The 25,230-nt window shown below is 69.9% G+C and carries 29 protein-coding genes and 2 tRNA genes; 9 read left to right on the top strand and 22 right to left on the bottom strand.

All coding sequences use genetic code 11. The features are described 5' to 3' along the window. The 12 genes from OCEPR_RS02740 to OCEPR_RS02685 all read right to left on the bottom strand — a co-directional run bounded on the left by OCEPR_RS02740 (window position 1) and on the right by OCEPR_RS02685 (window position 7,057). Window positions 1–1,110: a sensor histidine kinase gene (locus OCEPR_RS02740; RefSeq protein WP_013457176.1), complete on the bottom strand. Its 1,110-nt coding sequence runs from the start codon at window positions 1,108–1,110 to the stop codon at window positions 1–3. After that, window positions 1,107–1,775 carry a response regulator transcription factor gene (locus tag OCEPR_RS02735; protein ID WP_013457175.1) on the bottom strand — a complete coding sequence of 223 codons (669 nt, stop codon included), beginning with the start codon at window positions 1,773–1,775 and terminating at the stop codon, window positions 1,107–1,109. The genes OCEPR_RS02740 and OCEPR_RS02735 overlap by 4 nt, the downstream gene beginning before the upstream one ends. A 3-nt stretch (window positions 1,776–1,778) precedes the next feature. Further along, the gene (locus OCEPR_RS02730; protein WP_013457174.1) at window positions 1,779–2,021 is read right to left on the bottom strand and encodes an SHOCT domain-containing protein; all 243 of its coding nucleotides are present in this window, start codon (window positions 2,019–2,021) and stop codon (window positions 1,779–1,781) included. Window positions 2,022–2,077: 56 nt separating this feature from the next. Next, entirely contained in the window at window positions 2,078–2,404 is a 327-nt protein-coding gene (locus OCEPR_RS02725; protein ID WP_013457173.1) for a YraN family protein, read from the bottom strand. A 4-nt stretch (window positions 2,405–2,408) separates the two neighbouring features. Then, window positions 2,409–2,756, bottom strand: coding sequence for a ribosome silencing factor (gene rsfS, locus OCEPR_RS02720; RefSeq protein WP_013457172.1), 348 nt, complete (start codon window positions 2,754–2,756; stop codon window positions 2,409–2,411). Between the two features lie 6 nt (window positions 2,757–2,762). After that, window positions 2,763–3,893, bottom strand: a complete 1,131-nt coding sequence (locus OCEPR_RS02715; protein WP_013457171.1) for an LCP family protein — start codon at window positions 3,891–3,893, stop codon at window positions 2,763–2,765. Then, window positions 3,874–4,425: a bis(5'-nucleosyl)-tetraphosphatase (symmetrical) YqeK gene (yqeK, locus tag OCEPR_RS02710; protein WP_013457170.1), complete on the bottom strand. Its 552-nt coding sequence runs from the start codon at window positions 4,423–4,425 to the stop codon at window positions 3,874–3,876. The genes OCEPR_RS02715 and yqeK overlap by 20 nt, the downstream gene beginning before the upstream one ends. Next, complete coding sequence (gene nadD / locus OCEPR_RS02705) at window positions 4,391–4,972, bottom strand: nicotinate-nucleotide adenylyltransferase (RefSeq protein WP_013457169.1); 582 nt, start codon at window positions 4,970–4,972, stop codon at window positions 4,391–4,393. Before nadD ends, yqeK begins: the two co-directional genes overlap by 35 nt. Further along, window positions 4,973–6,220 (bottom strand): GTPase ObgE, encoded by a 1,248-nt coding sequence (gene obgE, locus OCEPR_RS02700; RefSeq protein ID WP_013457168.1) that lies wholly within the window; start codon window positions 6,218–6,220, stop codon window positions 4,973–4,975. Between the two features lie 30 nt (window positions 6,221–6,250). Then, window positions 6,251–6,511, bottom strand: coding sequence for a 50S ribosomal protein L27 (gene rpmA / locus OCEPR_RS02695; protein WP_013457167.1), 261 nt, complete (start codon window positions 6,509–6,511; stop codon window positions 6,251–6,253). 3 nt (window positions 6,512–6,514) lie between these two features. Beyond that, window positions 6,515–6,865 carry a 50S ribosomal protein L21 gene (rplU, locus tag OCEPR_RS02690; RefSeq protein ID WP_013457166.1) on the bottom strand — a complete coding sequence of 117 codons (351 nt, stop codon included), beginning with the start codon at window positions 6,863–6,865 and terminating at the stop codon, window positions 6,515–6,517. 116 nt (window positions 6,866–6,981) lie between these two features. Further along, window positions 6,982–7,057: transfer RNA gene (locus OCEPR_RS02685), tRNA-Ala, on the bottom strand. 219 nt (window positions 7,058–7,276) lie between these two features. Between OCEPR_RS02685 and OCEPR_RS02680 the strand changes: the two genes are divergently transcribed. From OCEPR_RS02680 to OCEPR_RS02670, 3 genes are all read left to right on the top strand, one after another. Further along, entirely contained in the window at window positions 7,277–8,212 is a 936-nt protein-coding gene (locus tag OCEPR_RS02680; protein WP_013457165.1) for an NAD-dependent epimerase/dehydratase family protein, read from the top strand. Then, a complete protein-coding gene (locus OCEPR_RS02675; protein WP_013457164.1) occupies window positions 8,209–8,928 on the top strand; it encodes a CPBP family intramembrane glutamic endopeptidase in 720 nt (239 codons plus the stop codon). The genes OCEPR_RS02680 and OCEPR_RS02675 overlap by 4 nt, the downstream gene beginning before the upstream one ends. Before the next feature lie 52 nt (window positions 8,929–8,980). Next, window positions 8,981–9,057 (top strand) — tRNA-Arg (locus tag OCEPR_RS02670). Window positions 9,058–9,104: 47 nt separating this feature from the next. Here OCEPR_RS02670 and OCEPR_RS02665 read toward each other — a convergent pair. From OCEPR_RS02665 to OCEPR_RS02620, 10 genes are all read right to left on the bottom strand, one after another. Beyond that, window positions 9,105–11,333 carry a bifunctional diguanylate cyclase/phosphodiesterase gene (locus OCEPR_RS02665; RefSeq protein ID WP_013457163.1) on the bottom strand — a complete coding sequence of 743 codons (2,229 nt, stop codon included), beginning with the start codon at window positions 11,331–11,333 and terminating at the stop codon, window positions 9,105–9,107. A gap of 259 nt (window positions 11,334–11,592) precedes the next feature. Then, window positions 11,593–12,528 (bottom strand): hypothetical protein, encoded by a 936-nt coding sequence (locus tag OCEPR_RS02660; RefSeq protein WP_013457162.1) that lies wholly within the window; start codon window positions 12,526–12,528, stop codon window positions 11,593–11,595. Between the two features lie 187 nt (window positions 12,529–12,715). Then, on the bottom strand, window positions 12,716–13,192 hold the full coding sequence (locus OCEPR_RS02655) for a hypothetical protein (RefSeq protein WP_013457161.1): 477 nt from the start codon (window positions 13,190–13,192) through the stop codon (window positions 12,716–12,718). Continuing rightward, entirely contained in the window at window positions 13,189–14,388 is a 1,200-nt protein-coding gene (locus tag OCEPR_RS02650; RefSeq protein WP_013457160.1) for a type II secretion system F family protein, read from the bottom strand. The genes OCEPR_RS02655 and OCEPR_RS02650 overlap by 4 nt, the downstream gene beginning before the upstream one ends. Next, window positions 14,389–16,041 carry a GspE/PulE family protein gene (locus tag OCEPR_RS02645; RefSeq protein WP_013457159.1) on the bottom strand — a complete coding sequence of 551 codons (1,653 nt, stop codon included), beginning with the start codon at window positions 16,039–16,041 and terminating at the stop codon, window positions 14,389–14,391. It lies immediately after the preceding gene. Beyond that, a complete protein-coding gene (locus OCEPR_RS02640; RefSeq protein ID WP_013457158.1) occupies window positions 16,025–17,227 on the bottom strand; it encodes a PilN domain-containing protein in 1,203 nt (400 codons plus the stop codon). The genes OCEPR_RS02645 and OCEPR_RS02640 overlap by 17 nt, the downstream gene beginning before the upstream one ends. 14 nt (window positions 17,228–17,241) lie before the next feature. Then, window positions 17,242–17,706, bottom strand: coding sequence for a prepilin-type N-terminal cleavage/methylation domain-containing protein (locus tag OCEPR_RS02635; RefSeq protein ID WP_013457157.1), 465 nt, complete (start codon window positions 17,704–17,706; stop codon window positions 17,242–17,244). Then, entirely contained in the window at window positions 17,703–18,059 is a 357-nt protein-coding gene (locus OCEPR_RS02630) for a type II secretion system protein (protein WP_013457156.1), read from the bottom strand. Before OCEPR_RS02630 ends, OCEPR_RS02635 begins: the two co-directional genes overlap by 4 nt. Next, entirely contained in the window at window positions 18,056–18,487 is a 432-nt protein-coding gene (locus tag OCEPR_RS02625) for a hypothetical protein (protein ID WP_013457155.1), read from the bottom strand. The genes OCEPR_RS02630 and OCEPR_RS02625 overlap by 4 nt, the downstream gene beginning before the upstream one ends. Before the next feature lie 55 nt (window positions 18,488–18,542). Next, window positions 18,543–18,935, bottom strand: a complete 393-nt coding sequence (locus tag OCEPR_RS02620) for a type II secretion system protein (RefSeq protein WP_013457154.1) — start codon at window positions 18,933–18,935, stop codon at window positions 18,543–18,545. 184 nt (window positions 18,936–19,119) lie between these two features. Here OCEPR_RS02620 and OCEPR_RS02615 point away from each other — a divergent pair, with 184 nt between their 5' ends. Genes OCEPR_RS02615 through OCEPR_RS02590 form a run of 6 tightly spaced genes read left to right on the top strand, consistent with a single transcriptional unit; the run spans window position 19,120 to window position 23,625 of the window. Continuing rightward, complete coding sequence (locus OCEPR_RS02615) at window positions 19,120–20,208, top strand: prepilin peptidase (RefSeq protein ID WP_013457153.1); 1,089 nt, start codon at window positions 19,120–19,122, stop codon at window positions 20,206–20,208. Between the two features lie 4 nt (window positions 20,209–20,212). Further along, window positions 20,213–20,806: a MazG family protein gene (locus tag OCEPR_RS02610; protein WP_013457152.1), complete on the top strand. Its 594-nt coding sequence runs from the start codon at window positions 20,213–20,215 to the stop codon at window positions 20,804–20,806. 17 nt (window positions 20,807–20,823) lie between these two features. Next, the gene (locus OCEPR_RS02605; RefSeq protein ID WP_049773569.1) at window positions 20,824–21,345 is read left to right on the top strand and encodes an NUDIX hydrolase; all 522 of its coding nucleotides are present in this window, start codon (window positions 20,824–20,826) and stop codon (window positions 21,343–21,345) included. Between the two features lie 21 nt (window positions 21,346–21,366). Beyond that, window positions 21,367–21,876 carry a type 1 glutamine amidotransferase domain-containing protein gene (locus OCEPR_RS02600; RefSeq protein WP_013457150.1) on the top strand — a complete coding sequence of 170 codons (510 nt, stop codon included), beginning with the start codon at window positions 21,367–21,369 and terminating at the stop codon, window positions 21,874–21,876. A 59-nt stretch (window positions 21,877–21,935) separates the two neighbouring features. Beyond that, on the top strand, window positions 21,936–22,859 hold the full coding sequence (locus tag OCEPR_RS02595) for an ABC transporter ATP-binding protein (protein ID WP_013457149.1): 924 nt from the start codon (window positions 21,936–21,938) through the stop codon (window positions 22,857–22,859). After that, window positions 22,852–23,625 carry an ABC transporter permease gene (locus OCEPR_RS02590; RefSeq protein WP_013457148.1) on the top strand — a complete coding sequence of 258 codons (774 nt, stop codon included), beginning with the start codon at window positions 22,852–22,854 and terminating at the stop codon, window positions 23,623–23,625. The genes OCEPR_RS02595 and OCEPR_RS02590 overlap by 8 nt, the downstream gene beginning before the upstream one ends. The last annotated feature ends 1,605 nt before the right edge of the window (window positions 23,626–25,230 follow it).

The following is a 25,230-nucleotide window of genomic DNA, read 5'->3' as shown; positions in this document are numbered from 1 at the left end:
TTAAGCTTTTGCAAAGGGCAGGGTGAAGCAGAACTCGGCGCCCTCGCCGGGGCGGGAGCGCAGCTCGATCTGCCCACCCATGGCCTCGACCAGCCCCTTCGAGACCGTGAGCCCCACCCCGCTGCCGCCGGAACCGCGGCTGCGGGCGGCGTCGAGCCGGAAGAAGCGCTCGAAGATGCGCTGCTGGTAGGCCTCGGGGATTCCCGGACCGGTGTCCCGCACGCAGAAGCGGGCGAAGCCGCCCTGGGGCTCGAGCCGGAGGATGACCGTGCCCCCCTCGGGGGTGTGGCGCAGGGCGTTCGAGAGCAGGTTGGCGAGCACCTGGTCGGTGCGGCCGGCGTCGGCCCGCACCGGCGGCAACCCCTCCGCGGGCAGCTCGAGCCGCAGCTCCACCCCCGCAGAGGCGAAGACGCTGGCGAAGCGGTCGTGCGCGGCGCGGACCAGCACTGCGGGGTCGTGGGGCGCCAGCTCCAGCTCGACCGAGCCCGCCTCGACCCGGGAAACCAGGGAAAGGTCCTCGACGAGGCGGCGCATCGCCGCCACCTCGCGGTTGATCGCGCGCGCCACCGCCTCCGGCGGCATCACCCCGTCGGCCGCCGCCTCGGCGTAGCCCTGCAGCGCCGCCAGCGGGGTGCGCAGCTCGTGGGCCACGTTTCCGATCAGCTCGACCCGGCTCTGCTCCACCCGGTCGAGCGCCTCGGCCAGGTTGTTGAAGTGCACGGCCAGCTCGGCGAGCTCGTCGCGGCCCTCGACGGGGAGGCGGAGCCGGTAGTCGCCGCTCGCCATGCGGCGGCTGCCCGAGGCCAGCAGGTTGGCGGTGCGGGCCAGCCGGCGGCTGACCCAGTAGGCGGTCACCGCCGCCAGCAGCGCCGAGAGCGGCAGCGAAACCAGCAGCGCCGAGGTGAGCGTGGCCGAAAGCCCGTTTTCCAGGTCGATCCGCAGGCTCTCGGCCATCGGCCCCATCCCCATCATCTGCACCATGTGCACCATGCGGGCCACGTGCTCGGCGAAGAAACGCGGCGCAAAGAACTCGACCAGCACGAAGACCGCCGCCTCGGCGATGATCACGACGAGCAGGTGGCTGAGGAACAGCTTGGGGAAGAGCTTCATTCCGTCTCTTTGAAACGATACCCCACGCCGCGCACCGTCTCGATGAAACGGGGCCGGTCGGGCTCGTCGCCCAGGCGCTTGCGCAGCGAGGCGACGTGCACGTCCACCACGCGCTCGACCCCGAAGAAGTCGCTGCCCCAGACGCGCTCCAGGAGCCGCTCGCGACTGAAGACCATGCCCGGGTGCTGCGCCAGCGTGAGCAGCAGGTCGAACTCGAGCTTGGAGAGCTCCACCGGCCGCCCCGCGAGGTAGACCTCGCGGCTCCCCGGCACGATCTCCAGATCGCCGTAGACGAGGCGGTCGTGGATGCCGGAACGTCTGAGCAGGGCGCGCACCCGCGCCACCAGCTCACGCGGGCTGAAGGGCTTGGTCACGTAGTCGTCGGCGCCCTCTTCGAAGCCGCGCACCCGCTCCTCCTCCTCGCCGCGCGCCGTCAGCATCAGGATGGGCAGTTCGGGGAAGTCGCGCCGCAGGTGCCGCGCCACCTCCAGCCCGTCCATCTCGGGCAGCATCAGGTCGAGGACCACCAGGTCGGCGGCGGGGGCGAGCGCCAGAGCGCTCACCCCGTCGGCCGCCTCGCTGAGTTCGTAGCCCTCGTGGCTCAGGTAGGCCCGGAGGATCTCCCGGATCGCCGGGTCGTCGTCCACGATCAGGATCTTGGCCAAACCTTACTCCTCCAGGTCGCGCTTCATGCGTTCGTAGGTCTCCTTGTCGATCTCACCCCGCGCGTAGCGCTTGCGCAAGAGCTCGAGGGCCGCGTCCTGCTTGCTGGAGCTTCCGCCCTGGAAACCCCCCTGGCCGGCGATCTTCACCAGGGTGTAGATCCCCCAGGCGATCAGCGCGAACCAGAGCAGACCCCAGAGGAAGCCCCAACCGCCCATGCCGTATCCAGGTCCCCACCATCCCATCATGCCTCATCACCTCCTGGATCAAGGGTGGACCCATAAGGTAAAGCTTCTGTAAAGCCTCACTCGAGGGGCACCAGCTCGATGCGCCAGGCCTCGCGGGTGCCCGAGACCAGCACGGCCAGGAAGCGCACGCGCACGTCCTCGCGGCCCAGCAGGTAGAGGGCGCTCTTCCTCATGCGCTCGAGCTTCCAGGGGCGGATGCTCTCGAGCGGCGTGCCGTAGCGGCCCGAGGCCCGCTGCTTGACCTCAGCGAAGACCGGCACGCCCTCGTGCTCCATCCAGAGGTCGATCTCGCCGTAGGGGGTGCGGCGGTTGCGCGCCACCAGGGCGTACCCGCGCGCGAGCAGGTGTTCGAGCGCGGCGTCCTCGGCCCAGCGGCCTTTCACGGGATCAGATTTCCAGGCGTTCGGCGTCGGCCCAGAAGCCTTCGAGGTCGTAGTAGTCGCGCGCCTCGGGGCTCATGATGTGCACCAGCACCGGCCCGTAGCTGAGCAGCCACCAGCGGCTCGAGGGCCCCTCGACCGCGTCGGGGCGGATGCCCCCTTCGCGCAGCTTCTCCTGGACGTGGTCCTGCAGCGCCTGCAGGTGCGGCTGGCTGGTGCCGGTGGCGATCACGAAGTAGTCGAGCGAGTCCGAGACCTTGCGCAGGTCCAGCGCCACCACGTTCTCGGCCTTCTTGTCTTCCAGGGCTTGGGTGATCTTGGTGATCAGTTCTACCGCATCGATCGTCTTCACCATTCGTCCTTAGGGTACCAGATCGCGGCCCAGCACGATGACCACGTCGGCGTCGTAGTAGAGGCGGAAGCGCGAGACGAGCGGCAGGTGCACGGCCTCGGCGTAGTAACCGCCGGCCTCGAGCGCGGTGTCCACCAGCACCTTGCTGGCCTCCTGCAGGCGGATCCGGCGCACCTCGGGCGCGGGCAGCGCCAGCCGCTCGAGCCCCCGCGCGTAGGCCGCGCCCAGCCCCGCGCCGCTGCCGTCGAGAACGAGGACCCGCGCGTCGGGCGGCGGCACCGAGGGCCGGGCGTCGATGCCCAGGAAGGCCGCCAGGAAGGAGCGCCGCATCGCGTCGTCGAAGACCAGGTAGACCCCCTCCTCGCGGGTGGGCAGGGTGGCCGTCTTCAGCTCCAGCCCCCGCAGGCCCGGAAGCAGCGCCAGCACCTGGCCCACGTCGACGTCGGTCTCCATGTCGGCCCAGAAGTCGCGCACCATGCCCGGCACCCGCGGCCAGTTGGCGGGGCTGAGGGCGCGCTTCAGCACCTGCAGCACCACCTCCTTGATGCGGTCGAGGCGGCTCAGGTCATCGCCCACCCAGCCGCGGAAGCGCATGTAGCCCACGGCCTCCTGGCCGTCCAGGTGCTGCCGCCCCGCGGGAATGTGGATGTGCAGGTTCGCGGCGTTGTCGTCGTAGTTCATTTCGTCGGGCAGGTAGACGGTCACGCCCCCCACCGCGTCCACGGCGCGGGCGGCCAGGTCGAGGGTAATCACCGCGTAGTGGTCCACGGGAAGCCCGAGCACCTGCTCCACCGCCTGCGCCAGCCCCCGGGCCCCCTCGAAGCCGTAGACCGCGTTGATCTTGCCCTTGTACCCATTGAACTCCACGTAGGTGTCGCGGGGGATGGCCACCACCCAGGCGCGGTTCCCCAGGAGGCGCACGTAGAAGATGGTGTCGGTGCGGCTGCCAGGACCGCAGGGGGTGGCGGGGCCGCAGTACTCGATGTCGCGCGCCGCCAGCACCAGGCTCAGCTCGGGCGCGCCCCCCGCCCCCTGGCGGGTCAGGCTGCGGCTCGCGTGCGGCCAGACGACGATTAGGACGGCCAGCGCGACGAGGGTGAGGCCCAGCAGGATCAGGCGTCTACGCGTGCGCTTCGGCATACGCCTTCAGTGTACGGGGGTGGATGGGAATCCCCTTAGCCTTCAGGTAGGCCACCTTGCGCGCCACCGCCTCGGCGTAGGCCCCCTCCAGGTCGCCCGCGAGGGCGCGCCGGCGCAGGTCCTCGTTGACCCCACGGCCCGGCTCGCTGACGTCGGCCACGTAGACGGCCATGCCGATGGGGTTCGCGGGCGAGACGCCCCATACGTGGCCCTCGATGGCCTCGAGCACCTCCGGATCGCTCACCCCCCACTCCGCCGCGATCTTGCGGCCGGCGCAGCCGTGCAGGGCGCGGGGGTGGGCGGCCTCGACCTCGTTCTCGGGCGGGCAGAGGGCGAGCAGCTCCTCCTCGGGCAACTCACGGGCGACGTCGTGCAGGATGCCGGCCAGCCAGGCGCGCTCCCCGTCGGCGCCGGCGGCCTCGGCGAGCTGCCGGGCCAGGTCGGCGACGCGGACGATGTGCGCCCAGCGCTCCGGGGAAACCCGCCGGCGAACGCGTTCAGCGAGCTTCTCGGTAAAGTCGGTGCTTGGCAATGTAGACCTCCACCTCGTAGGGGACCAGGTAGCGCACCGACCGCCCCTCGGCGATGCGGCGGCGGATCTCGGTGCTGGAGATGTCGTAGCCGGGAATCTCGATCGGCCGCACCCGCTCGCGGAAGAAGGGGTCGATCCGGCTCAGGTCGTAGCCGGGCCGGCTCACGGCCACCATCTGCGCGAGTTCGACGAGCGCCTCGGGCTCGCGCCAGGTCGCCAGGTCGCGGTAGGCGTCGGCCCCGGTGATGAAGAAGAGCTCGGCCCCCGGCCAGCGCCGCGCCGCACGGCGCAGCGTCTCCACGGTGAAGGTGGGGCCGGGGTGGTCGAGCTCGAGCCGGCTCGTGCGGAACCGCGGGTCCAGGATCGTCGCCAGCACCACCATCTCGTGGCGCGCCTCGGCCGGGGCCACCGGCCGTTTGTGCGGGGGACGGGCGGCGGTGACGAAGTGGACCTCGTCCAGCTCGAGGCGATCGGCCGACTCGCTGGCGGCGAGCAGGTGCCCCATGTGCACCGGATCGAAGCTGCCGCCGAAAAGTCCTATGCGCATCTAGCCCTCCGGGATGTACTCGAACTCGAGGTCGCCGATCCGCACGGTGTCGCCGGCGCGCACGCCGCGCGCCTTCAGCGCCGGCTCCACGCCGCGCCGGCGGAACTCGCCCTGCAGCCACTCCGCGGCCTCGAAGAGCTCGCCGCGGATGCGTCCGATCAGCTGCTCCAGCTCGGGCGCGTGCACCTCGAAGACGCCCTCCTCGACCTCACGCACCTCGAGCGCGGGCACTTCCTCGCGCACCCGCGGGCCCGGAGGGGTGGTCGGCTGGGGCGCCGCCGGAAGCAGCTGGAAGAGGGCCTGCTTCAGTTCGTCCAGGCCCGCCCCCGTCACCGCCGAGGTGGGCACCACCGCGAGTCCTTCGGCCGCGAGCGCGTGCACCCGCTCACGAACGGCGGCCTCGTCCAGCAGGTCGACCTTGTTGAGCGCCACCAGGCTGGGGCGCCGGAGCAGGTCGGGGTCGTAGGCGCCCACCTCGCGCCGCAGCGCCGCGAGCGCGGCCCGCGGCTCGCGGGTGGCGTCGAGGACGTAGAGCAACAGGCGGGTGCGCGAGATGTGGCGCAGGAAGTCGAGGCCCAGCCCCCTGCCCTCGGAGGCGCCCTCGATGATGCCGGGGATGTCGGCCAGGGTGAAGCGCTCCAGTTCGCCCTCGACCACGCCCAGGTTGGGGCTGAGGGTGGTGAAGGGGTAGTCGGCCACCTTGGGGCGGGCGCGGGTCAGCGCCGCCAGCAGGCTCGACTTGCCGGCGTTGGGGTAGCCCACCAGGCCCACGTCGGCGATCAGGCGCAGCTCGAGCCGCAACCGGCGCTTTTCGCCCGGCAGCCCCCCCAGGGCGAAGCGCGGCGCCTGGCGCGTGGCGGTGGCGAAGTGGGCGTTGCCGAGCCCGCCCTCGCCGCCGCGGGCGACGAGGGCGGTCTGCCCCTCCTCCACCAGGTCGGCGAGCAGCTCGCCGGTGTCGGCGTCGTAGACACGGGTGCCCAGGGGCACCTCGATGACCAGGTCCTTGCCGGCGCGGCCGTCCATGCCCTTGCCCTTGCCGTGCTGGCCGCGCTCGGCCTTGTAGGTGCGCTTGGAGAGCTTGGCCAGCGAGTCGACGCCGGAACCCGCCTTCAGGTAGACGCTGCCGCCGCGGCCGCCGTCGCCGCCGTCGGGGCCGCCCTTGGGAATGTACTTTTCGCGGAAGAAGCTGACGACACCGTCGCCTCCGTGACCGGCGGCGACGGTGATCTCGAGCGTATCGCGGAACATTTTATAGGCCCGGGGCTTCCCGGGCGGGGCCTAACCCTCGAGCGGACGAACCGAGACGTAGCGCCCCAGGCGGCCCTTGTCCTGGAACTCCACCACCCCGTCCACGAGGGCGAAGAGGGTGAAGTCGCGGCCCAGGCCCACGTTCTTGCCGGGCTTGAACTTGGTGCCGCGCTGACGCACGATGATGTTCCCCGCCTTCACGACCTGGCCGCCGAAGCGCTTCACGCCCAGGCGCTTCGACTGCGAGTCGCGACCGTTCTTGGTGGAACCGAGTCCTTTTTTGTGTGCCATGGTCTACTCCTCGGCCTGCGCTTCGTCGTCCTTCTTCTTGCGCGCCGCCCGCAGGCGGATCTTCTCGACCCGCAGCTCGGTGAACCACTGACGGTGGCCCTTCTTGCGGCGGTAGTTGGTCTTGGCCTTGAACTTGGCGACGGTGATCTTCTTGCCGCGCTCGGTGCGCAGCACCTCGGCCACGACCTTCGCGCCCTTGACGGTGGGGTTGCCCACCTTGACCTTGTCGCCGCCGACCATCAGCACGTCGAACTCCACCTTCTCGCCCGGCTGGGCGTCCAGCTTTTCGACGCGCAGGATCGCACCCTCTTCGGCGCGGTACTGTTTGCCACCGGTCTTGATGATCGCGTACATGAATGCGTCCTCCAAAAGGCCAGAAGGCCTGCCGACTTTCCATTGTAGCGGGCGGACCCCCTTTAATCAAGGAGCCCGGCCGCCCGAGTAAAAACCGGGGCCTGAGCCCCGGGTTCTGGTGGAGCCGAGGGGATTCGAACCCCTGACCTCCTCAATGCCATTGAGGCGCGCTCCCAACTGCGCCACGGCCCCAAGCAAGGGATAATCTACCCGCGGGGGCGCGGTTTGTCAAGGACGGGCGGGGTTCGGCAGACCCGCGGGCCTGACCGTTCGTGCCGCGAGCAGCTCGCTTCTCGCTGGATGCCCTTGCCCACGACCGCAGACGATCGTGAAGGTCCTGCCATGTACTTTGCAATGCAAAGTACTTTACATTGTCATCACTTTGGGCTAGACTCGCGTCGGAGGTCGATCGTGGAAACCATTCTTGGCGCGGGCGGGCCCGTCGGGCGCGCCCTCGCAGCCGAACTCGAGAAGCAGGGCCGGCCGCTGCGCCTCGTTCGCCGAAACCCGGGGGCGGAAAGGCCGGGCGTGGAGGCGCGGACGGCCGACCTGACCGACCCCGAGGCCACCGAGCGCGCCGTCGCGGGCAGTACGGTCTGCTACCTGACCGTGGGCCTCCCCTACCGCGCCGCGGTCTGGGCGCGCGACTGGCCACGCGTAATGGAAAACGTGATCCGCGCCTGCGGCCGCCACGAAGCCCGCCTCGTCTTCTTCGACAACGTCTACATGTACGACCCGGACCACCTGAGCCGCATGACCGAGGCCACGCCGGTGCGGCCGGTGAGCCGCAAGGGGCGGGTGCGTGCCCGCGTCGCCCGGATGGTGCAGGAGGCGATGCAGCGGGGCGAGATCGAAGCCCTTATCGCCCGCAGCGCCGACTTCTTCGGCTACGGAAAGCCCTGGAGCGGGGTGCTCAACTTCCTGGCCTTCGAACCCTTGAGCCGCGGCCGGAAGGCGATCTGGTTCGCCTCGGCCGACCGGCCCCACAACTTCACCTACCTGCCCGACGCGGCCCGCGCACTCGCGCTACTGGGCGCGAGCGACGCGGCGTACGGCGAGGTCTGGCACCTGCCGAGCGGCGAGGCCCGCACCGGCCGCGCCTGGGTGGAGGGCGTGGCCGCGGCGCTCGGCATCCGACCGGGGCTGCAGGTGATCACGCCGGCGATGGCGCGGCTCGCCGGGCTGTTCCAGCCCCTGGTGCGCGAGACGGTGGAGATGCTCTACCAGTACGACCGTCCTTACGTGTTCGACAGCGCCAAGATCGCCGCCCGTTTCGGGCTCGAGCCCACCCCGGCGGACGCCGCGCTGGCCGAGGTGGCCCGCCGCGACTACGGGGTCGGGAGGTGAGCCGGCGCGCCGCGGGCTTCACGGCCATACGGGAGGTGCTGCCTTGGCTGCTGGCGCCGCCTTTCTTCTTCCTGCTCGCGCTCGCCGGCGCTTCGGTCCTCGCGGGCTTGTCCGGCGCCCGGGATCCGGAGGCCGTGACCGCCGCGGTGGAGGGCTCGCTGCCGCAGGTGCTGCTCGTGGTGCAGCTGGGGATGCTGGGCCTGGTGCTGCTCGTGCTCCGTCGCGGCGGCTGGCGGGCGCTCGGCTGGAAGCCGCTCCGTCCCGGTCGTGCGACCGTAGAGATCGCCGTCGGCGTCGCCGCGGGCGCGGCCCTCGGCCTGCTCTACCCGGTGGGGCTCGAGCCCCTGCACCTCTTCCTGCAACGCACCTTCGGCGACTACGTTCCCCCGGGCGGGGTGCAGGCCGCGTTCGGGCCTGGAGCGGCGGTCTTCTTCGCGGCCAACGTGCTGCTCGCGCCCTTCGCCGAGGAAAGCCTCTACCGCGGCTTCGCCCTCGAGCGGCTGCAGATGCGGCTGGCGCCCGGCACGGCGGTGGGCCTGAGCGCGGTCTTCTTCGGGTTGCTGCACTGGGCCGGCGGGTTCTGGTACATGGTGCTCACCGGTGGCGTGCTGGGCACGCTCTTCGGTGCGTTCTTCCTCTGGAGGGGGAGCGTGCTGGCGCCGTTCTTCGCGCACCTGACGTTGAACCTGCTGGAGTTCGCCTACCTGGCGCTCTGAGGCGTGCCCGCCTTGACAAACCCCCGGTGGCTGGGTAGATTAACCTTTGCTTGGGCCCGTAGCTCAGTTGGATAGAGCGGCTGACTACGGATCAGCAGGTCAGGGGTTCGAATCCTCTCGGGCCCGCCAAAGCTTCGGAGCGCTCCCGGCCGGGAGCGCTCCTTCGCGTTGCGGGCTCAGGCGAAGTTGCGCTCGAGCAGCTCCCGCGGGGGCACGGGCCGCGAGAGCACGTAGCCCTGCACCTCGCGAACGCCGGCGGCGCGCACCCGCTCGAGCGCCTCGTCCGACTCCACCCCCTCGGCCACCACCACCAGCCCCATGTCCAGCCCCATCGCGACGATGCCGCGCACCGCGGGCACGCCGCGTTCGTTGTGCGTGGTCAGCAGCTCCACGAAACTGCGGTCGAGCTTGAGCACCTGGATCGGCAGGGTGACCAGGCGGCCCAGGTTGGAAAAGCCCGAGCCAAAGTCGTCGAGCGCGAGCCGCACCCCCAACCGGCCCAGCTCCTCGAGCACGGCCCAGGGGGTGTCGTCGTGCGCGATCACCTCCTCGGTGACCTCCAGCTCGAGCACCTCGGGGCCGAGGCCGTGCTCCTCCAGCGTCGCCTGCACGAGGTCCAGCAGCTCGGGCACCAGCAGCGCCGGCGGTACGTTCACCCCGACCCGCACTCCGGCGGGGATGCAGTCGCGGTGCGCGGCGTAGAACCCGAGCGCCTCCGTGAGGACGAAGCGGGTGAGGTCCATCATCCAGCCGCGTTCGGCGGCGATCGCGAAAACCTCGAGTGGCGAAACCGGACCCGCGGGCCCGTGGAAGCGCAGCAGCGCCTCGAAGGCGGAAACGCGCCGCCGATCCACGTCGTAGCGCGGCTGGAAGTGCAAAGAGAAACCCGGCAGGTCCGGACTGCGCAGCGCCGCCTCGATGGCGCTTTCGAGGCGCAGCCGCCGCTTGAAGCGTTCGCGCAAGCCGGGCGCGACGAAGACCACCCGCTTCTGGGTCTTCGAGTCGTACAGCGCAAGGTCGGCCGAACGCAGCAGCTCTTCGGGCTCCTGGGCGTCGTCGGGAAAGAAGGCGACCCCGATCGAGACCCCCGCGTAGGGCATCTTCGCCATCGCCTCGCGGATGCGCTCGAGCGCGAAACCGGCCCCCTCGATGGTGGTGTTCTGCAGCAGCAGGGCGAACTCGTCGCCCCCGATGCGGGCCACCACGTCGCTGGCCCGCAGGTGCTCCTTCATGACCCGCGCCGCCTCCCGCAGCAGGCGGTCGCCGGCGAGGTGGCCGAAGCGGTCGTTGTAGAGCTTGAAGTCGTCCATGTCGACCATGGCCACCGCCAGGTTCCAGCGCTCCCGGGCCGCGAGCGGCAGCGCGGTGCGCAGGTGTTCCATGAAGCCGCGCCGGTTGAGCAGGCCCGTCAACGGGTCGTGGAACGAGAGGTAGCGCAGCCGCTCCTGCGAGAGCAGCCGCGCGATCGCCGCAGCGATCAGCTCCGCCGCCATCCCGTAGGCCCAGTTGGCCAGGCGCCGGTCTTCGGGGGCGCGCTCGAGGCGCACGAGCAGGGCGCCCTCGAAGGGGAGCGCGGGCGTGGCCTGGACGCGCAGCGGGAAGAGCCCGACGGCGCCGTCCCAGGTGGCCTCGGTGGGCGCCTCGCCCGCCTCCAGGGCGCGGGCGAGGCGCCCGGCCGGGTCGGGCGACACCCCGCCCACGAGGATGCGGTGCACCCCTTCCAGCTCCTTGGGAAAACCCCGGCCCTGGGGACGCCAGAGCACCGCCAGTTCGAGCGGCGCCAGCGGGCCCAGCGCCTGCATCTCGCTCGCCAGCACCCGCTTGAGGTCGTCCAGGGCGTCGCTCTTCAGCAGCTCCTTGGAAAGGTGGAGCAGGCGCTCCTCGAGGTCCGAACGTTGGTGCTGCTGGCGCTCGAGCAGCAGGCCCCGGTGAATGGCCGAACCCAGGGCCGCGCCGGCGAGCGTGAGCACCTGATAGAGCTCCTGCGGGGGTTCGAACCCGTGGGGGAAGGCGAGGTTGGCGATTCCCAGACGCTCGCCCCCGGCGAGCAGCGGGATGCTCAGGTGGCGGCCCAAGCCGCCCGAGAGCGTGCGGCGTTCCGCCTCGGAAAGGCGCTCGCCGGCCTCGGCGACCCGCTGCAACCGCTCGCACTCCACGAACTGCCCGGTGGTCTTGAGGCGGCCGCTCACGAAGAGCTGCTGGCAGGTGCAGCCGCCCGAGGTCAGCACCGACCGATCGTCCGCTTCCAGGCCCGGCGGCAGGTTGCGCGCGGCGACCAGGCGGAAGCCCTCGGCCTCCTCGATCACCATCCAGCCGGTTTCCAGATGGGCCAGGCGCAGCAGGAACTCCAGGCCCAGGTCCGCGATCTCCTCCAACGTCTTGGCTCGATTCAGCTTCACCGACATGTCCAGAAGGTGCCTCCACGCTTGCGGGGTTACCGGGCGAGGCATCAACCGCCACCCTGGATCCGGCACGCGGACGAAGGTACCCTCGGACGCACGCTGCACGTACCTGGGACCCGGTTGTACGGGGGGTTGGGTGTCGTTTCTGGAGCCTCTTCCATCAAGTAACCTTTTTGCAATTACCGTATTTCGGTGATACTAACACAACTCAGCATCGCGCACGCAACCCCTTCCGGAGGGGCCGCGGCGCGCGGCCGGTCGCTCAGAAGAGCAGGTCGCTCCACGCCTGCATGGCCAGGGTGTAACCGAAACGGTCCCCCTCCACGAACCCCTGGGCGAGCAGGCGCCGAAGCGCCAGGGGGAAGAGCTCCTCCGGTGCGGCGCGGGTCATCCGCGGGGCGGCGTGCAGGAACTTTCCGGCCTCGTCGAAGAGGCGGACGCGCGGCAGGCGGCGCGAGGCGTGCTCGAGCGCCCGCAGCAGCGCGCCCTCGTAGAGCGGCAGGTCCGCCGATCCCCGGTGGAACATCAGCGAACGCACGCCCTGCCGCATCATCTCCACGTAGCCGACCGGCCCCTCCCAGCTTCGCACCGCGTCGTGGAGGCGGTACTCGAGCCGCGCCAGCCCCAAACGGCGCAGGTTCAGGGCCAGGTCGACGACCGGGGCCGAGGGGTGCTGCCGCACAAGCACGGGATCGAAGAGCGCGAGGCGCTTGAGGTGGCCGGCCCGCACGGCGAGCAGGTGGGCGATCAGGGTCTCGGGGTAGACCCAGGCGGCGCGCTCGGGGGCCGGGCGCGCCCGCCCGCCCATCCCGATCCGCACCGGCCAGAACCACGGCGCCATGGCGTTGCCCTTGCCGACGCCCAGCACCACCGTATCGGCGGAGGCGCGCAGCAACGCCACGATCTCGGCCAGTTCGGCGGCCGAGAGGCGCGCCGAAGCGGGGGCGAAGACGTAGACGTCGTCGGGCTGGGACCGCGTCAGCGCGTAGCGCAGCAGCAGGCGCAGGGCCACCACCGGGCCGCGCGGCCGCGGCGAGGTCAAGAGGTCGACGTTCGGGGCCAGCGCCCGCGCCGACATCCGCGGCAGCGGCGCGTCGAGGGCGACCACCGAGCCCAGCGAGGCGGCGCTGGCGTGCGCGGTAAGGGCCGGCAGGCCCGAGAGGTCCTGGTGGGCGTAGAGGAGGAGAAAGCCGCGCATTGCTATCGATCCTACTTTATTTTGGCGAAATAAACGTAAGGTTAACACCTTGTAGCCGACGCACGGTTGCGCTACCAATCGTCTCGACCGGGTCTAATTAGCACGAATACCGCTTACGAAGTCTTCTTATAAAGGGTCGAATCCAACATTTTTGTTCCAGTTACTGTTTTTATTAAGCGAAGGACCGCTAGGGGGCGGCGTCCGACCCGAAGCCGTCTTCGGGGGGCGCGATCCTCACGCCCAGGGTGTAGGTGACCGAGAGGCGGCGGCCCTCGTCGTCCAGGCGGTTGATCTCGATGCCCTTGACCCAGAGGGGGCGGTCCATCGCCCGCACCACCTCGAGCATCGCGTAGGCCTCCTGGAAGCCGCCTTCGACGATGAGCAGGCCGTCTTCGATGCCGGGGTTGACCTCCCGCACCTCGAGCCCCAGCTCCAGGGCGCGGTCGATCAGCTCGCGGTAGACCTCGGGCAGCTGCGCGGGGTCGAGGGGCGCGGCGCGCTTGGGCAGCGTCTCGGGCACCCGGAGCAGCTCTTCGAAGCGCGCGCGCAGCCGCCCCTCCTCGAGCTGCGCCTGACGCAACTCCCAGGCGGTCAGCCCCAAAAGCGCCACGGCGGCGAAGAAGACGAGCGCGGGCAGCCAGGCGTACCAGCGGCTTCCGTTCATCGGCCCATCACCTTACCCGGGAGCTCGAAGAGCGGCAGGTAGAGGGCGAGTGCCACGAAGAGGACGATCACGCCCAGGACCACCGTCATGACCGGCTCGATCATGCCGGAGAGCCGCTTCGTGGTGTGGTCCACCTCGCGTTCGAGGTGGTGCCCCACCTGGTCGAGCATGCGGTCGAGCTCGCCCGACTCCTCGCCGATGCTCACCATGCGGGTGAACATGGGGACGAAGACCTCGGGCTCGTGCGAGAGCGCCTGCGAGAGCGACTCGCCCTTGGCGATGCGGTCCTGCACCTCGTCGATCAGCGCGGCGACGTAGCGGTTGCCGGCCAGGTCGCGCGCGGCGTCGAGGGCCGCCAGGATGTTGATGCCGCTGGCGTAGAGGGTGGCCAGGGTGCGGGCAAAACGGGCGAGCCCGCTCTTGTGTGCGATCGGCCCGAAGACGGGCAGCCCCAGGAGCGCGCGGTCGATGAGGTAGCCGCCGGTGGGGGTGGCGCGCCACCGCCGGAAGGCCCAGACCAGAAGGACGGCGCCGAGGAGAATGAGCGGCGCGTAGCGGCGGACGGCGTCGGAAACGGCGAGCAGCGCCAGGGTGATCCCCGGGAGCTCGGCGCCGGCGCCGGCGTAGAGCTTCTGAAAGACGGGCACGACCACCACGAGCAGCGCCACCACCGCGAGGAGCACAATCGTGATCGCGAAGAACGGATAGGTGAGCGCCGAACGGATCTTCTGCTGCAGCTCGAAGGCGTCGTCCAGGTAGCGCGCGACGCGGCGCAGCGTCTCCTCGAGGGAGCCGCTCAGCTCGGCCGCGGCGACCATGCGCACCACGATCGGGGGGAAGGCCTCGGGGAACTCCCCCATGGCCTCGGCCAGCCCCGCGCCCCCCTCGACCCGGCTGCGCACCTGCTGGGCGGCGTGGCGCAACGTGGGGTGGGGGCTTTGCAGGCTGAGGGTGTGCAGCGCCTGCACCAGGCTCACCCCCGCCCCGATCAGGGTGGCGAACTGTTCCATGAAGAGCACCAGATCGCCGCTGCCCGGCCTCCGGTGGCGGCGGCGGCGTCCGGCGGGCGCCAGGCGCAGCGGGAAGAGGCCCATCTCGCGCAGGCGGCGGCGGGCCTCCTGCAGGTTCTCGGCCTCGATCACGCCCTCGGCGGTGCGGGTTCCGCTCTCGTCGCTGGCCAGGTAGAGGTAGCGCATCTAGGCCTCCAGCATCCCCAACACCCGCATCAGCTCCTCGACGGTGGTCTGCCCCTCGCGCACCTGCAGCAGGCCGATCTCCCGCAGGGTGCGGTGCTCGATCTTCTCGGCGTACGCCCGCAGCGCCGGCTCCCCCTCGCCCTCGCCCACGATGCGCAGGCTCTCGCGGTCGAAGGCGAAGACCTCGTAGAGGCCCAGCCGCCCGGTGTACCCGGTGTTGCGGCAGTAGCTGCAGCCCTGGCCGCGCCGCTCCTTGGGGGGCGCCTCGCCGCTCAGGAACCAGCGCTCCTCCTCGGTGAGCGGCCGCCACTCGCCGCACTGGGGGCAGACCCGGCGCACCAGACGCTGGGCGACGATGCCGCGCAGGGTCGACGCCAGCAGGTAGCGCTCGGCGCCCATCTCGATCAGGCGGCTGACCGCCGAAAGGGCGTCGTTGGCGTGGAGGGTGGCGAGGACGAAATGCCCGGTCAGGGCCGCGCGCAACGCGGTGTCCAGGGTCTCGGTGTCGCGCACCTCGCCCACCAGGATGACGTCGGGGTCGAGGCGCAGCGCCGCCCGCAGCACCTGGGCGAAGCCGAGCCCGATGCGTGGCTGCACCGGGATCTGGTTGACGCCCTCGAGCGGGAACTCGACGGGGTCCTCGATGGTGATGAAGTTGCGCTGGGGGGTGTAGATGTGCTCGAGCGCGGCGTAGAGCGTCGTCGTCTTCCCCGAGCCCGTGGGGCCGGTGACGAAGAGGATGCCGTGGGGGCTGCGCACCAGCTTGCTGAACTTCTCCAGCTCCGGACGGAACATCCCCAGCTGCTCGAGCCCGAGGCGGACGGCCGTGGGGTAGATGATGCGCAAGACGACCTGCTCGCCCCAGAGCGTGCCCACGCTGGCGATCCGCACCTCGTGGCGCTTGCCTTCGTAGACGAAGGAGAAGTGCCCGTCCTGGGGGCGGCGGCGCTCGGCGATGTCGAGCCCGGCCAGGATCTTGAACCGCGCCACCACCGCCGGAGCCTCGTCCTTGGAAAGGCGCCGGAGCTCCTGCAACACCCCGTCGACGCGCATGCGCACGACGAGCTGGTGTTCCGCCGGGTCCAGGTGCAGGTCCGACGCCCCCGCGGCGATCGCGTCGCGCAGCAGGGCGTCGGCGGTGCGCACCGCGGGGGAAGCCTCCGGTTCGGGCAGGGCCTCCTCCAGGGGCGCGGGGTTGGCGGGCCGCGCCTCCTCGATCGTGGCGCGGCCGAGCGCCCGGTTCAGGGCGTGCAGGATCTCGGAGTCCGAGGCGAGCTGGGGAACGATCTCGCGCCCGGTCATGTAGCGCAGCTCGTCGATCAGCTTGAGGTCGCCGGGGTTGGCCATGGCCACGTAGAGCCGGTGCCCGTCGAGGCGGTAGGGGAAGACCAGGTGCTTGCGGGCGAAGCGGTCGTCGACGAGCGCCACCGCCTCGGGGTCGGCCTCGACCTGGCCGAGGTGGACGACCTCGGCCTGCTGCTGCGTGGCCAGCGCCCGCACCAGGTCCTCCTCCTTGAGGTAGCCGCGGCGCAGCAGGACCTGACCGAGGCGTTCCCCGGTGCGCGCCTGTTCCCGGAGCGCGTCTTGGAGCTGTTCCTCGGTGATGTAGCCGCGGCGCAGGAGCAGTTCGCCCAGCTTACTGCGGTAGCTCAAGGCTCACCTCCCAGGCGAAGTCCTCGCCCTCTTCGTCCCACTGGGTCCAGGCGGGCGGGGCCTCGAGCCGGCGCGCCAGCACCTGGGGGGCGCGCGGGTCGAGCGCGTGCCCGCGAAGCACCAGCTTGAACTCGTCGACCTGGATGCCGTCGAGCCAGGTCCCCTCGGGCAGCGCGCCGCTCACCCGCTCCAGCAGCCCGGTGGTCACGCCCTCGGGCAGGGGCTCCTGCTCTTCGGGGCGAACTGCCTCGAGCCGGGCGATGTCCCGCCGCAGGCCCTCGTTGATCGACCGCTGCCCCTGCAGCTGAGCGTTCAGCACCGCGTAGCCAGAGACGCCCAGCGCAAGCCAGAACGAAGACCACAGCAGCGCCCGCTGGGCCTCGCGCGGCAGCCCCTCCCCCAGCCGGCGCCGCCGCGGACGCAGGTCGAGGCCGGGCGGCTCCCGGCGCCAGGCGGCGGCCTTCAGCACCCCCGGCTGGGCCGACTGCACGACCTCTTGCGCGGGAAGCCCCTCGGGGGCGGGGGGCGGCTCGGGAAGCCCGAACAGCCAGGCCGCCTCCACCGGCTCGTAGCGGCCGAAGAGCTGGAGCGAGCGCACGACCTCGTCGACCAGCGCCTGCCCGCCCTCGGCCAGGGGGTGGGCGAGCTGGCGAAAGTCGGTGAGCCGGCCCTGCTCGAAGAGCGCCATGCTGTTGGTCAACGTCTCCAACACGATCCAGCTCTCGCGGCCTTCGAACTGCGACCGCGAGGCCCGCCAGATCGCAAGCGGCAGGGGCTCGAGCCGGCGGGGGCGCAGGCGCCGGGTCAGCGCGGCCACGGCCTGCGCCGGCATCGCCGCGAAGAGGACGCGGCGGCGGTGTTCGTCGACGGTGTCCAGCAGTTCGTAGTCGATCGTGAGGTCGTGCTGACCCCAGAACGGGCTGCGTTCGGCCTCGGCCAGCACCGCCTCGGCCAGCGGAAAGCCCTCGAGAACGGGAAAGAGCGCGGTCCGTAGCAGCAGGAACTCGCTGGAAAGGCCCAGGTAGAGGGGGCCCCGCACGCGCTGCGCCCGCAAGAACCCCCGCACCTCCGCGACCAGGTGTTCGTAGTCGGGTTCGCCGCCGCTGATCACGCCCTCGAGGGGGTGCTCGATCAGCTCGGTCGTGTAGAGGAACAGCGTACGCGCGGTGCAATAGAGCTCAGCCATGCGATGGACCCATTTTACCGGAGTGCGGCGGCCGCGCGGGTGACCGCGTAGACCTCGGGCAGGGAGGCGTCCCCGGGCAGGCGGGTGAAGCGGAGCCGGACCGCCGGACCCGTGACCTCGAAGCGCCCCGCGTACCCGTTCAGGGTCGTCAGGGCCGCGAAGGCGTCTGAGCGGCAGCTGCGGCTCGCCTCGGCCCGCTCGAGCCGGCCCGCCCGGAAGCGGTAGCACACCCGGCGGCCGTCGTTGCGGCGCAGGACGAGCTCCCCGCGCACCACCCGACCGTCCACCGCGCGGTGCACGTCGTCGAGGAAGGCCCTGCGCACCGCCAGGTGGTCGCCCTGAACGGCGAAGGCCTGCTGCGCCTGCTGCCACATCCGCACCGAGGGCACGAAGAGCATCGCCGCCATCAGCGCCACGATCGCGGCGAGCAGGCCCGCGACGGCCAGCTCCACCAGGGTGAACCCGCCCGCCCGCCTCACCGCGTCACCCCCACGGTGGCGGCGAGGACCCGGCCCGCGCCGTCGAGGAGGACGACCTCGACGGCGCGCCCCCCGCCCGGAAGCGGGCGCACGACGCAACGAAACGCGCCCAGCTCCGGGTAGTCGGCGGCGCGAAGGCCGGGGCAGGGGCGCTCCTGCGACGGCGGCGCGGGCAGCCGCCGAACGGCTTCGGCGGCGTTCTCGAGCGCGGCGAGCTGCGCCCCCAGGCGCTGCGCCTCACGGGCGCTGCGCTCGACGCCCAGCAGGGCCGCGGTCACCGCGGCCCCCCCCAGGGCCAGCACCACGAGGGCGACGGTGACCTCGACCAGGGTGAAACCGCGACGCCGCCTCATCGCAACGCCTCCTGCTGCAGGACGTTGCCGCGGGAATCGGTAACGACCCGGTAGTAGACCGCGACCCGCTCGCCTTCGTTCAGCGGGCCGCCCGCGGTGCGTGCGGCGACGCACCAGCGGCCGAGGCCGCGGCGCGAGCGCAGTGGGAGCAGCGCGTACTCGCCGAGCACCTCGCCGCCCGCCCGCACCTCGCGAAAGCGCCAGTCGCGGCTCGTCGGCGAGGGGCAGCGCAGCCGCACCGACCGCCCCGGCGGGCGCCGGACGGCTTCGGCGAGGGCCAGCGCCGCCAGGTCGTTGGCCTGGCGCTCGGCCACGGCCACCCGGAGCGCGCGCAGCTGCCCCCGACCCATAAGGGTCAAGGGCCCGGCTACGAAGAGCAGGGCCAGTACCAAGAGTGCGAGGGGCAGGATCGATCCGCGGTTTCGCAAAGCGCCTCCCGGCGAAACGGAACCGGGGGGCGCAGGGCCCCCCGGTGCGTCGTGGCTAGCGGAAGTTGATGACGTAGGCCCTGCTGTTGTTCGTGTAGGTTCGCGCGTTCGAGTTGTACACCCGCACGCTGGAGGCGGGGTTGCCCGAGCAGCGGATCTGCAGGTTGGGGTCGCGCACGCCCACCGCGGTGTTGGAGCCGGTCCTGCGGATCTCCTCAATGGAGCTCAGCAGCTGGGTGCAGGTCGGCTTGGTGCCGCGGTTCTGGGCGAGGTAGATCGAGTAGGCCGAGCGCACCGCGTCGGCGGTGGCCTGCACCTGGGCGTCCACCGCGGTCTCGGTGGTGCTCAGGAAACGGGGCACGGCGATCGCGGCGAGGACGCCGATGATCACGATCACGACAGCCAGCTCGACCAGAGTGAAACCTTTGTTCTTCTTGCTTCCCTTCATCTCTCATTCCCCCTTGGTTCCGCTTGCGCGGTTTGGTCTTACACCTTGATGGTAGACAGCGGGAAACCGCCTGGGTACCCCTAACTGAGGGCCCCCGTTTGGGGGGATAGAAAAGTGTAGTTTTGGGACGGCTACACCCAAGCGATAACGCCGGGGGCCCGCCGGGGGCCCCGTAGAATGGGGCATGCTCGTCTTCTTTGGCTTCGTCCTGGGCGCGGTCATCGGGTCCTTTCTCAACGTCGTCATCTACCGCCTGCCCAAAGGGGAATCCGTCGTTCATCCGCCCAGCCGCTGCCCCGTCTGCGGCCACCGGCTGGGGGCGCTGGACATGGTGCCGATCCTCAGCTGGCTCGTGTTCCGGGGCCGCTGCCGCTACTGCGGCGCGCCCGTGAGCGCGCGCTACCCGCTGGTGGAGGGGCTGACCGGGGGGCTGTTCGCCCTGGCCGCCTGGCTGCACCCCGCCCCCGACGCCGGACTGGCGCTGGTCTGGGCCTTCACGGCGCTCCTGATCGCACTTTCGTTCATCGACATCGACCACTACATCCTCCCCGACGGCCTCACCTACGGCGGGCTGGCGCTCGGCCTCGTCGGCGCGGCGGTGTGGGGTTTTCCGGTGGGCTGGGGCGCCGCTTGGTCGGGGGCGCTCGCCGCGGCGGGGCTGCTGGCGCTGATCGGCGGTTACGCCAACCTGGTGCTGCGGCGCGGGGCCAGCGGACGGCCGGGCTTCCCGGTGGGGCTCGAGCACGTCTACCTGGCCGCGGCCGTGGGCGCCTGGGCCGGCTGGGGCTGGGGGGTGGCCGCCGCGGCGGCGGTGGTGGCCCTCAACTTGGCACTGCGCCGCCCGCTGCCCCTGCACGACGCGCTTACCCTGACGGCGGCGCTTCTGGGCGCGGTCGTGGCCAGCTACGGCGCGCTTCCCTTGAGCGTGCTGGAAAGCGTGTGGAACCTGCTCCTCGCCGCCGGGGTGGTGGCGCTCGCCGGCGGGCTCTACTGGGCCCTCGTGCCCGAGGAAGAAGAGGACGAGGAAGACGAAGAGCCCGTGGCCATGGGCTTTGGCGACGTCAAGCTGGCGGGGATGCTGGGGGCCTGGCTGGGCTTCGGGCCCTTCCTGGTGGCGCTGGGGGCGGCCGTCTTCGCGGGGGCGGTGCTGGGGCTGCTCTTCCGCCGGCGCAAGCTGCCCTTCGGGCCCTACCTGGCCCTGGGCGGCTGGATCGCGCTGTGGTGGGGGGCGGGCTGGGTGCGGGCCTACCTCGCCTACCTGGGGTTAAGCTAAGCCCGTGGAGAAGCTGCTCGAGGTGATGCGACGGCTGCGGGCGCCGGACGGCTGCCCCTGGGACCGCCAGCAGACGCACGAGAGCCTGCGCCCCTACCTGCTCGAGGAGGCGGCCGAGGCGGTGGACGCGATCGCGGAGGGCGACCCCGCGAAGATGGCCGAGGAGCTGGGCGACGTGCTGCTGCAGGTGGCCTTCCACAGCGTCATCGGCGAGGAGGAGGGCACCTTCGGCTACGACGACGTGGAGCGCGCCATCGTGGACAAGCTGATCGAGCGCCACCCCCACGTCTTCGGGGACCGCGAGCTCCACACCCCCGAAGAGGTGCTGGCCAACTGGGAAAAGCAAAAGGAAGAGAAGCGGGGCCCCCAGGCCCCTTGCGAGAAGGTGCCCAGGAGCCTGCCCGCGCTGGCGCGCGGCTACGAGCTGGCGCGCAAGCTGGAGCTGCCCGCGAGCCGCGCCGCGGCCCGGCGGGCGCTCGAGCGCGGCGACCTGACGGAAGCGCTGTGGGAGGTGGTCAAGCTATTCGCGGCCGCGAAGGAAAACCCGGAGGTTGCCCTCAGGGCGAAGCTCTCCGAACTCTGCTCGAACGCGCCGTAGCCGCGCCCCCGCCCGATCTGGCCGCCCCCCCGGGGTTCCGGCCCGCGGCGGTGCTGGTCGCCTTCACGCCCGACGGCCAGCTGCTGCTCACCGTCCGCACCCCGAACCTCCCCAGCCACGCCGGCCAGATCGCCTTCCCCGGGGGCAGCCTCGAGCCCGGGGAGACGCCCGAGGAGGCGGCGCTGCGCGAAGCCTGGGAGGAGGTGGCGCTCGAGCCCGCCCTGGCCGAGCTCCTGGGGCAGCTGCCGGCGGTGACGAGCCCCCACGGCTTCCACGTGCGCCCGGTCCTGGCCTGGCTGCGGGAACGCCCGCAGCTCACCCCCAACCCCGCGGAGGTGGCCGAGGTGCTCTGGGTCCCGCTGGACGAGCTGGCGCGCGCGCCCGCCTGGAGCGAGTGGCGCGAACGCGGAGGGCTGCGGCGCCGGGTCTGGCACTACCCCTGGCGCGGCCGCGACGTCTGGGGGCTGACCGCCAACGTGCTGCACGACCTGTTCGCAAAGGTGTGCGGGGGCGGGGACCGAACCCCCGCGCGCGGCTAGACTACGTACGGGAGGTGCCCCATGAAGGTCGGTATTCTGATCGAAGAGCTCTTCGACGAACGCGAGTTCATCTACCCCTTCTACCGCGTGCAGGAAAGCGGGCTCGATCCCGTGGTCATCGGCCCCGAGTCGCGGGGGTACAAGGCCAAGAGCGGCTGGATGGCCCGCGCCACGGCCGCGGCCTCCGAGGTGAAGGCGTCCGACCTGGCCGGCCTCGTCATCCCCGGCGGCTACGCCCCCGACCGGCTGCGGCGCAGCGAGGCGGTGCTCGAGCTGGTGCGCGCCGTCGACGACGCCGGGAAACCCCTGGCCGCCATCTGCCACGCCGGCTGGGTGCTGATCAGCGCCGGCGTGATCAAGGGCCGGCGCCTAACCGGCTACCGCTCGATCAAGGACGACCTGACGAACGCCGGCGCACAGTACGTGGACGAACCCGTGGTGATCAGCGGCAACCTGATCACCAGCCGCGGGCCCGGCGACCTGCCCGCCTGGGCGAAGGCGTTCGTCGAGGCCGTGAAACAATATTCGTAAACTGTTACTTGACATTCTCTAAACCTTCGGTTTACACTAGCTAAGAACCGGAGGTGAACGTGGCTGTACTCGTTGCAGAAGGCCTCGACAAAACCTTTCGCAGCCGGGGCAAGACCACCCGGGCCGTCGACGGGGTGCACCTGCGCGTGGACCGCGGGGAGGTGCTGGCGTTTCTGGGCCCCAACGGCGCCGGGAAGACGACCACGATCAAGATGATCGCCGGCCTGATCCGGCCCGATGCCGGTTCGGTGCGGGTGGCGGGGCGCGACCCGCACCGCGACCCCTGGGCGCTGCGGCAGCTGGGGGCCGTACTCGAGGGCAACCGCAACGTCTACTGGCGGCTCACGCCCCTCGAGAACCTCGAGTACTTCGGCGTGCTCAAGGGGCTTCCGGCGGCGGTCGCGCGCCGCCGGGGGAAGGCGCTGCTCGAGCGCTTCGAGCTGACCCACAAACAGAACGCCCTGACCCAGCAGCTCTCCCGCGGCATGCAGCAGAAGCTGGCCATCGCGGTCAGCCTCATTCACGAGCCGGCGCTGCTGCTCCTCGACGAACCTACGCTGGGCCTCGACGTGGAGGCCGCCGAGACCGTCAAACAGCTCATTCGCGAGCTCGCCGACGACGGTCAGGCGATCGTGCTCACCACCCACCAGCTCGACGTGGCTCAGCAGCTCTCGCACCGGGTGGCCATCATCCGCGAGGGGCGCATCGTCGCCGAAGACCGCACGGCCACCCTGCTCGCCCGCTTTTCCGGCGATCAGTACGAGATCGAGGTGGAGGGCGAGCTGGACGAAGCGCGTCGCGGCCGCCTCGCCGAGCTGGGCGCCCAACCCCTGAACGGCCGCATCGTCTTCGTCGGATCGCCCGAGGGGCTCTGGGCGGTTCTCGAAGCGCTGCGCCCGCTGCCCATCCTGCGGGTGGAGAAGGACCGCGCCGACCTTACCGAGGTCTTCCTGAAACTCATTCGGGAGGAAACGCATGCTTAGGGTGATCGCCGTCGAGTTCAAACGCAGCCTGCTGATGCTGCGGCGCTACCCCATGGAGATGGTGGGGCAGCTGATCGTGATCACGATGATCTTCTACGGCCTCTTCCTGGGGGCGCAGTACATCGCCGGCCCCACGGCGCAGTTCGGGGACCGCCTGGACGCGCTGGTCGTGGGTTACGTCCTCTGGACGCTGGCCCTCTTCGCCATCGGCGACCTCAGCTGGGGGCTGATGAACGAGGCGCGCGAGGGCACCCTCGAGCAGGTCTTCCTCAGCCCCTTCGGCCCCGGGCGCGTCTACATGGCCCGCAACGTCGCCGGGCTGCTCCTCACCCTCGGCCTCAACCTGAGCATCCTGGGGTTGATCATGCTCCTCACCGGCGTGCGGCTCGACTTCTCCTGGTCGGCGCTGGCGCCGCTGGCCGCGGTGCTCCTCGGCGCCTACGGGCTGGGCTTCCTGCTCGGCGCGCTCGCGCTCCTCTTCAAGCGCATCCAGGCCTTCCTCAACCTGTTCCAGTTCGTGTTGATGTTCCTGATCATGACCCCGTTCGAGCAGCTGCACGGCCTCTTCCGCTTCGCCGGCTACCTGCTGCCCATGACCACCGGGGCGGGGCAGCTGCGGGCGCTGATGGCGCGCGGCGAGGCCTTCGACCCGGTCGTCTTCGGCCTGGGCCTGCTGAACGGTTTCGTCTACCTGATCGTGGGGCTCTGGGTCTTCGGACGCGCCGTGCGCGCGGCCAAGGAGCGTGGGTTGCTGGGGGGATACTGAAACCGGCCGATCCTGGCGGCGCTACCGCAACCGCATGCTTGGGTTCGACGCTTCACCCAACCAGACGCACGGAGAACCGCTATGCCTCAAACCCTTGCGCTGCCAGAGTTTAGACCACCTGCAAATCCAAGAGGGAAGTTGCGACGGCGAGGTCTACATCTCGGTATCGTTCTCGCAGGCTGACTTCTCGGATCCTTTGGTGAACACCTCGCGGGGCAACGCCAAGCGGATAGCAAGGTAGACGGCGATGCCAAAGGTCGGCTTCCAGCAAGCCCAAAAGGAGCGTCACCAACGTCAAGAGCGAGGCATCCAGGGGATCACCTCCCAAACGAACGCTCATAGCCGCATCACCTGCCGGCAACCGTAGTGGAACGCGTAGCCCAGGGCGTTGATGACTCAAGCATTACTGCTTATCCAAAACAACTTTTGGCTTCGGCACAAACAATTGCGGCGGAATTGTACGCCTGCACGTCACGCATTGCAGGACGCTCACCCCGCGGCCAAAGACCTGGCCCCTATCCCTTTATTCACGGCGCAACCTCTGGTTCCTTCTGCTTTTCTCGAACCGAATTCGGAACTCCAAGCCAGCAACAGCCTTTTGCATGCCACTCGTTTTCGGTTCGTGTCTCCGTGTAGGAATACCCATTTTCACACGTATACCTGCAGGTAACCTCCCTTTCTTCCTCAACCATGTATGCCCATATACACGGCAGTGCCCACATGCACGCGTCAAGTCCCGTTTCATGCCATGAGCTAGTTGTGCACTCGCGATGGATCACAACATCGCATTGGCTATTTGATTGTGCGGTAGGCATATTATCATCCCGGAGAAATAAATTAAAGTCTAAGTAATAGGCATTGCTACCGACACAATACGCACCTGAAAGAGTTTTGCTTTCCCCAGTCGTTGCTTCTGCCAGAAAGATGCCGGCGACGATAGCAAGTACTGCGATTATTTGTACGCGACGAAGCCTCATCTCATCAGCCTCACATTCTGAGCGGGTGTGGTCGTATTCAAACAATGCCCTAGCGCTACCTGATCTTTTCCGAACACTTGACTTCTTGAAGAAAAGCTCATCGTGCATATACCGCAACATCCAACCACGGCCCCTCTTTCCTCATACTGCGTGGCTGTCTTTACGTAAATATGCCCAGGTTCGGAATAAACGTCACACTCTCCCAACAACACAAATCCGGGTTCTTACACAAAGGCTACTCCCCCTCTAGCCAGTTGTCAAGGTGTTACAGATTTTAGCATAGTAGCTTTGCTTGTATTGTATCCACTGTGTATCTTTCGTGGACTTCTTCAGCTGCTGGACCCTGCTAAATTAGTAGGCTTGGGGATTTCCGGAACTTATTGTACCTGGTCCAAACGTGGCAAAAAGTCTGGCCGACCGAGCGCAAGAAGGACCCCCTCGTCGAGAAGGCGGCAATGAAAGGGGGTACACCCTGTGGGCCGGAACGCGCAGCGCAGGATTCATCCTTCGCGTCTTCATGAGAACGGTCTGATGCCTGGATGAAGAAAGGGATTGGGAACTCGATCCTGGCTGCCGAGGCCCGCGCCCGACTCGGTTGAGGCTTGGCGGGATTCCGTACTTTGCGGTA

It is taken from the genome of Oceanithermus profundus DSM 14977 (genome assembly GCF_000183745.1).
Lineage (GTDB): Bacteria > Deinococcota > Deinococci > Deinococcales > Marinithermaceae > Oceanithermus > Oceanithermus profundus.
Note: the sequence above shows the minus strand (reverse complement) of the source record. Positions and strands in the feature narration are given on the sequence as shown.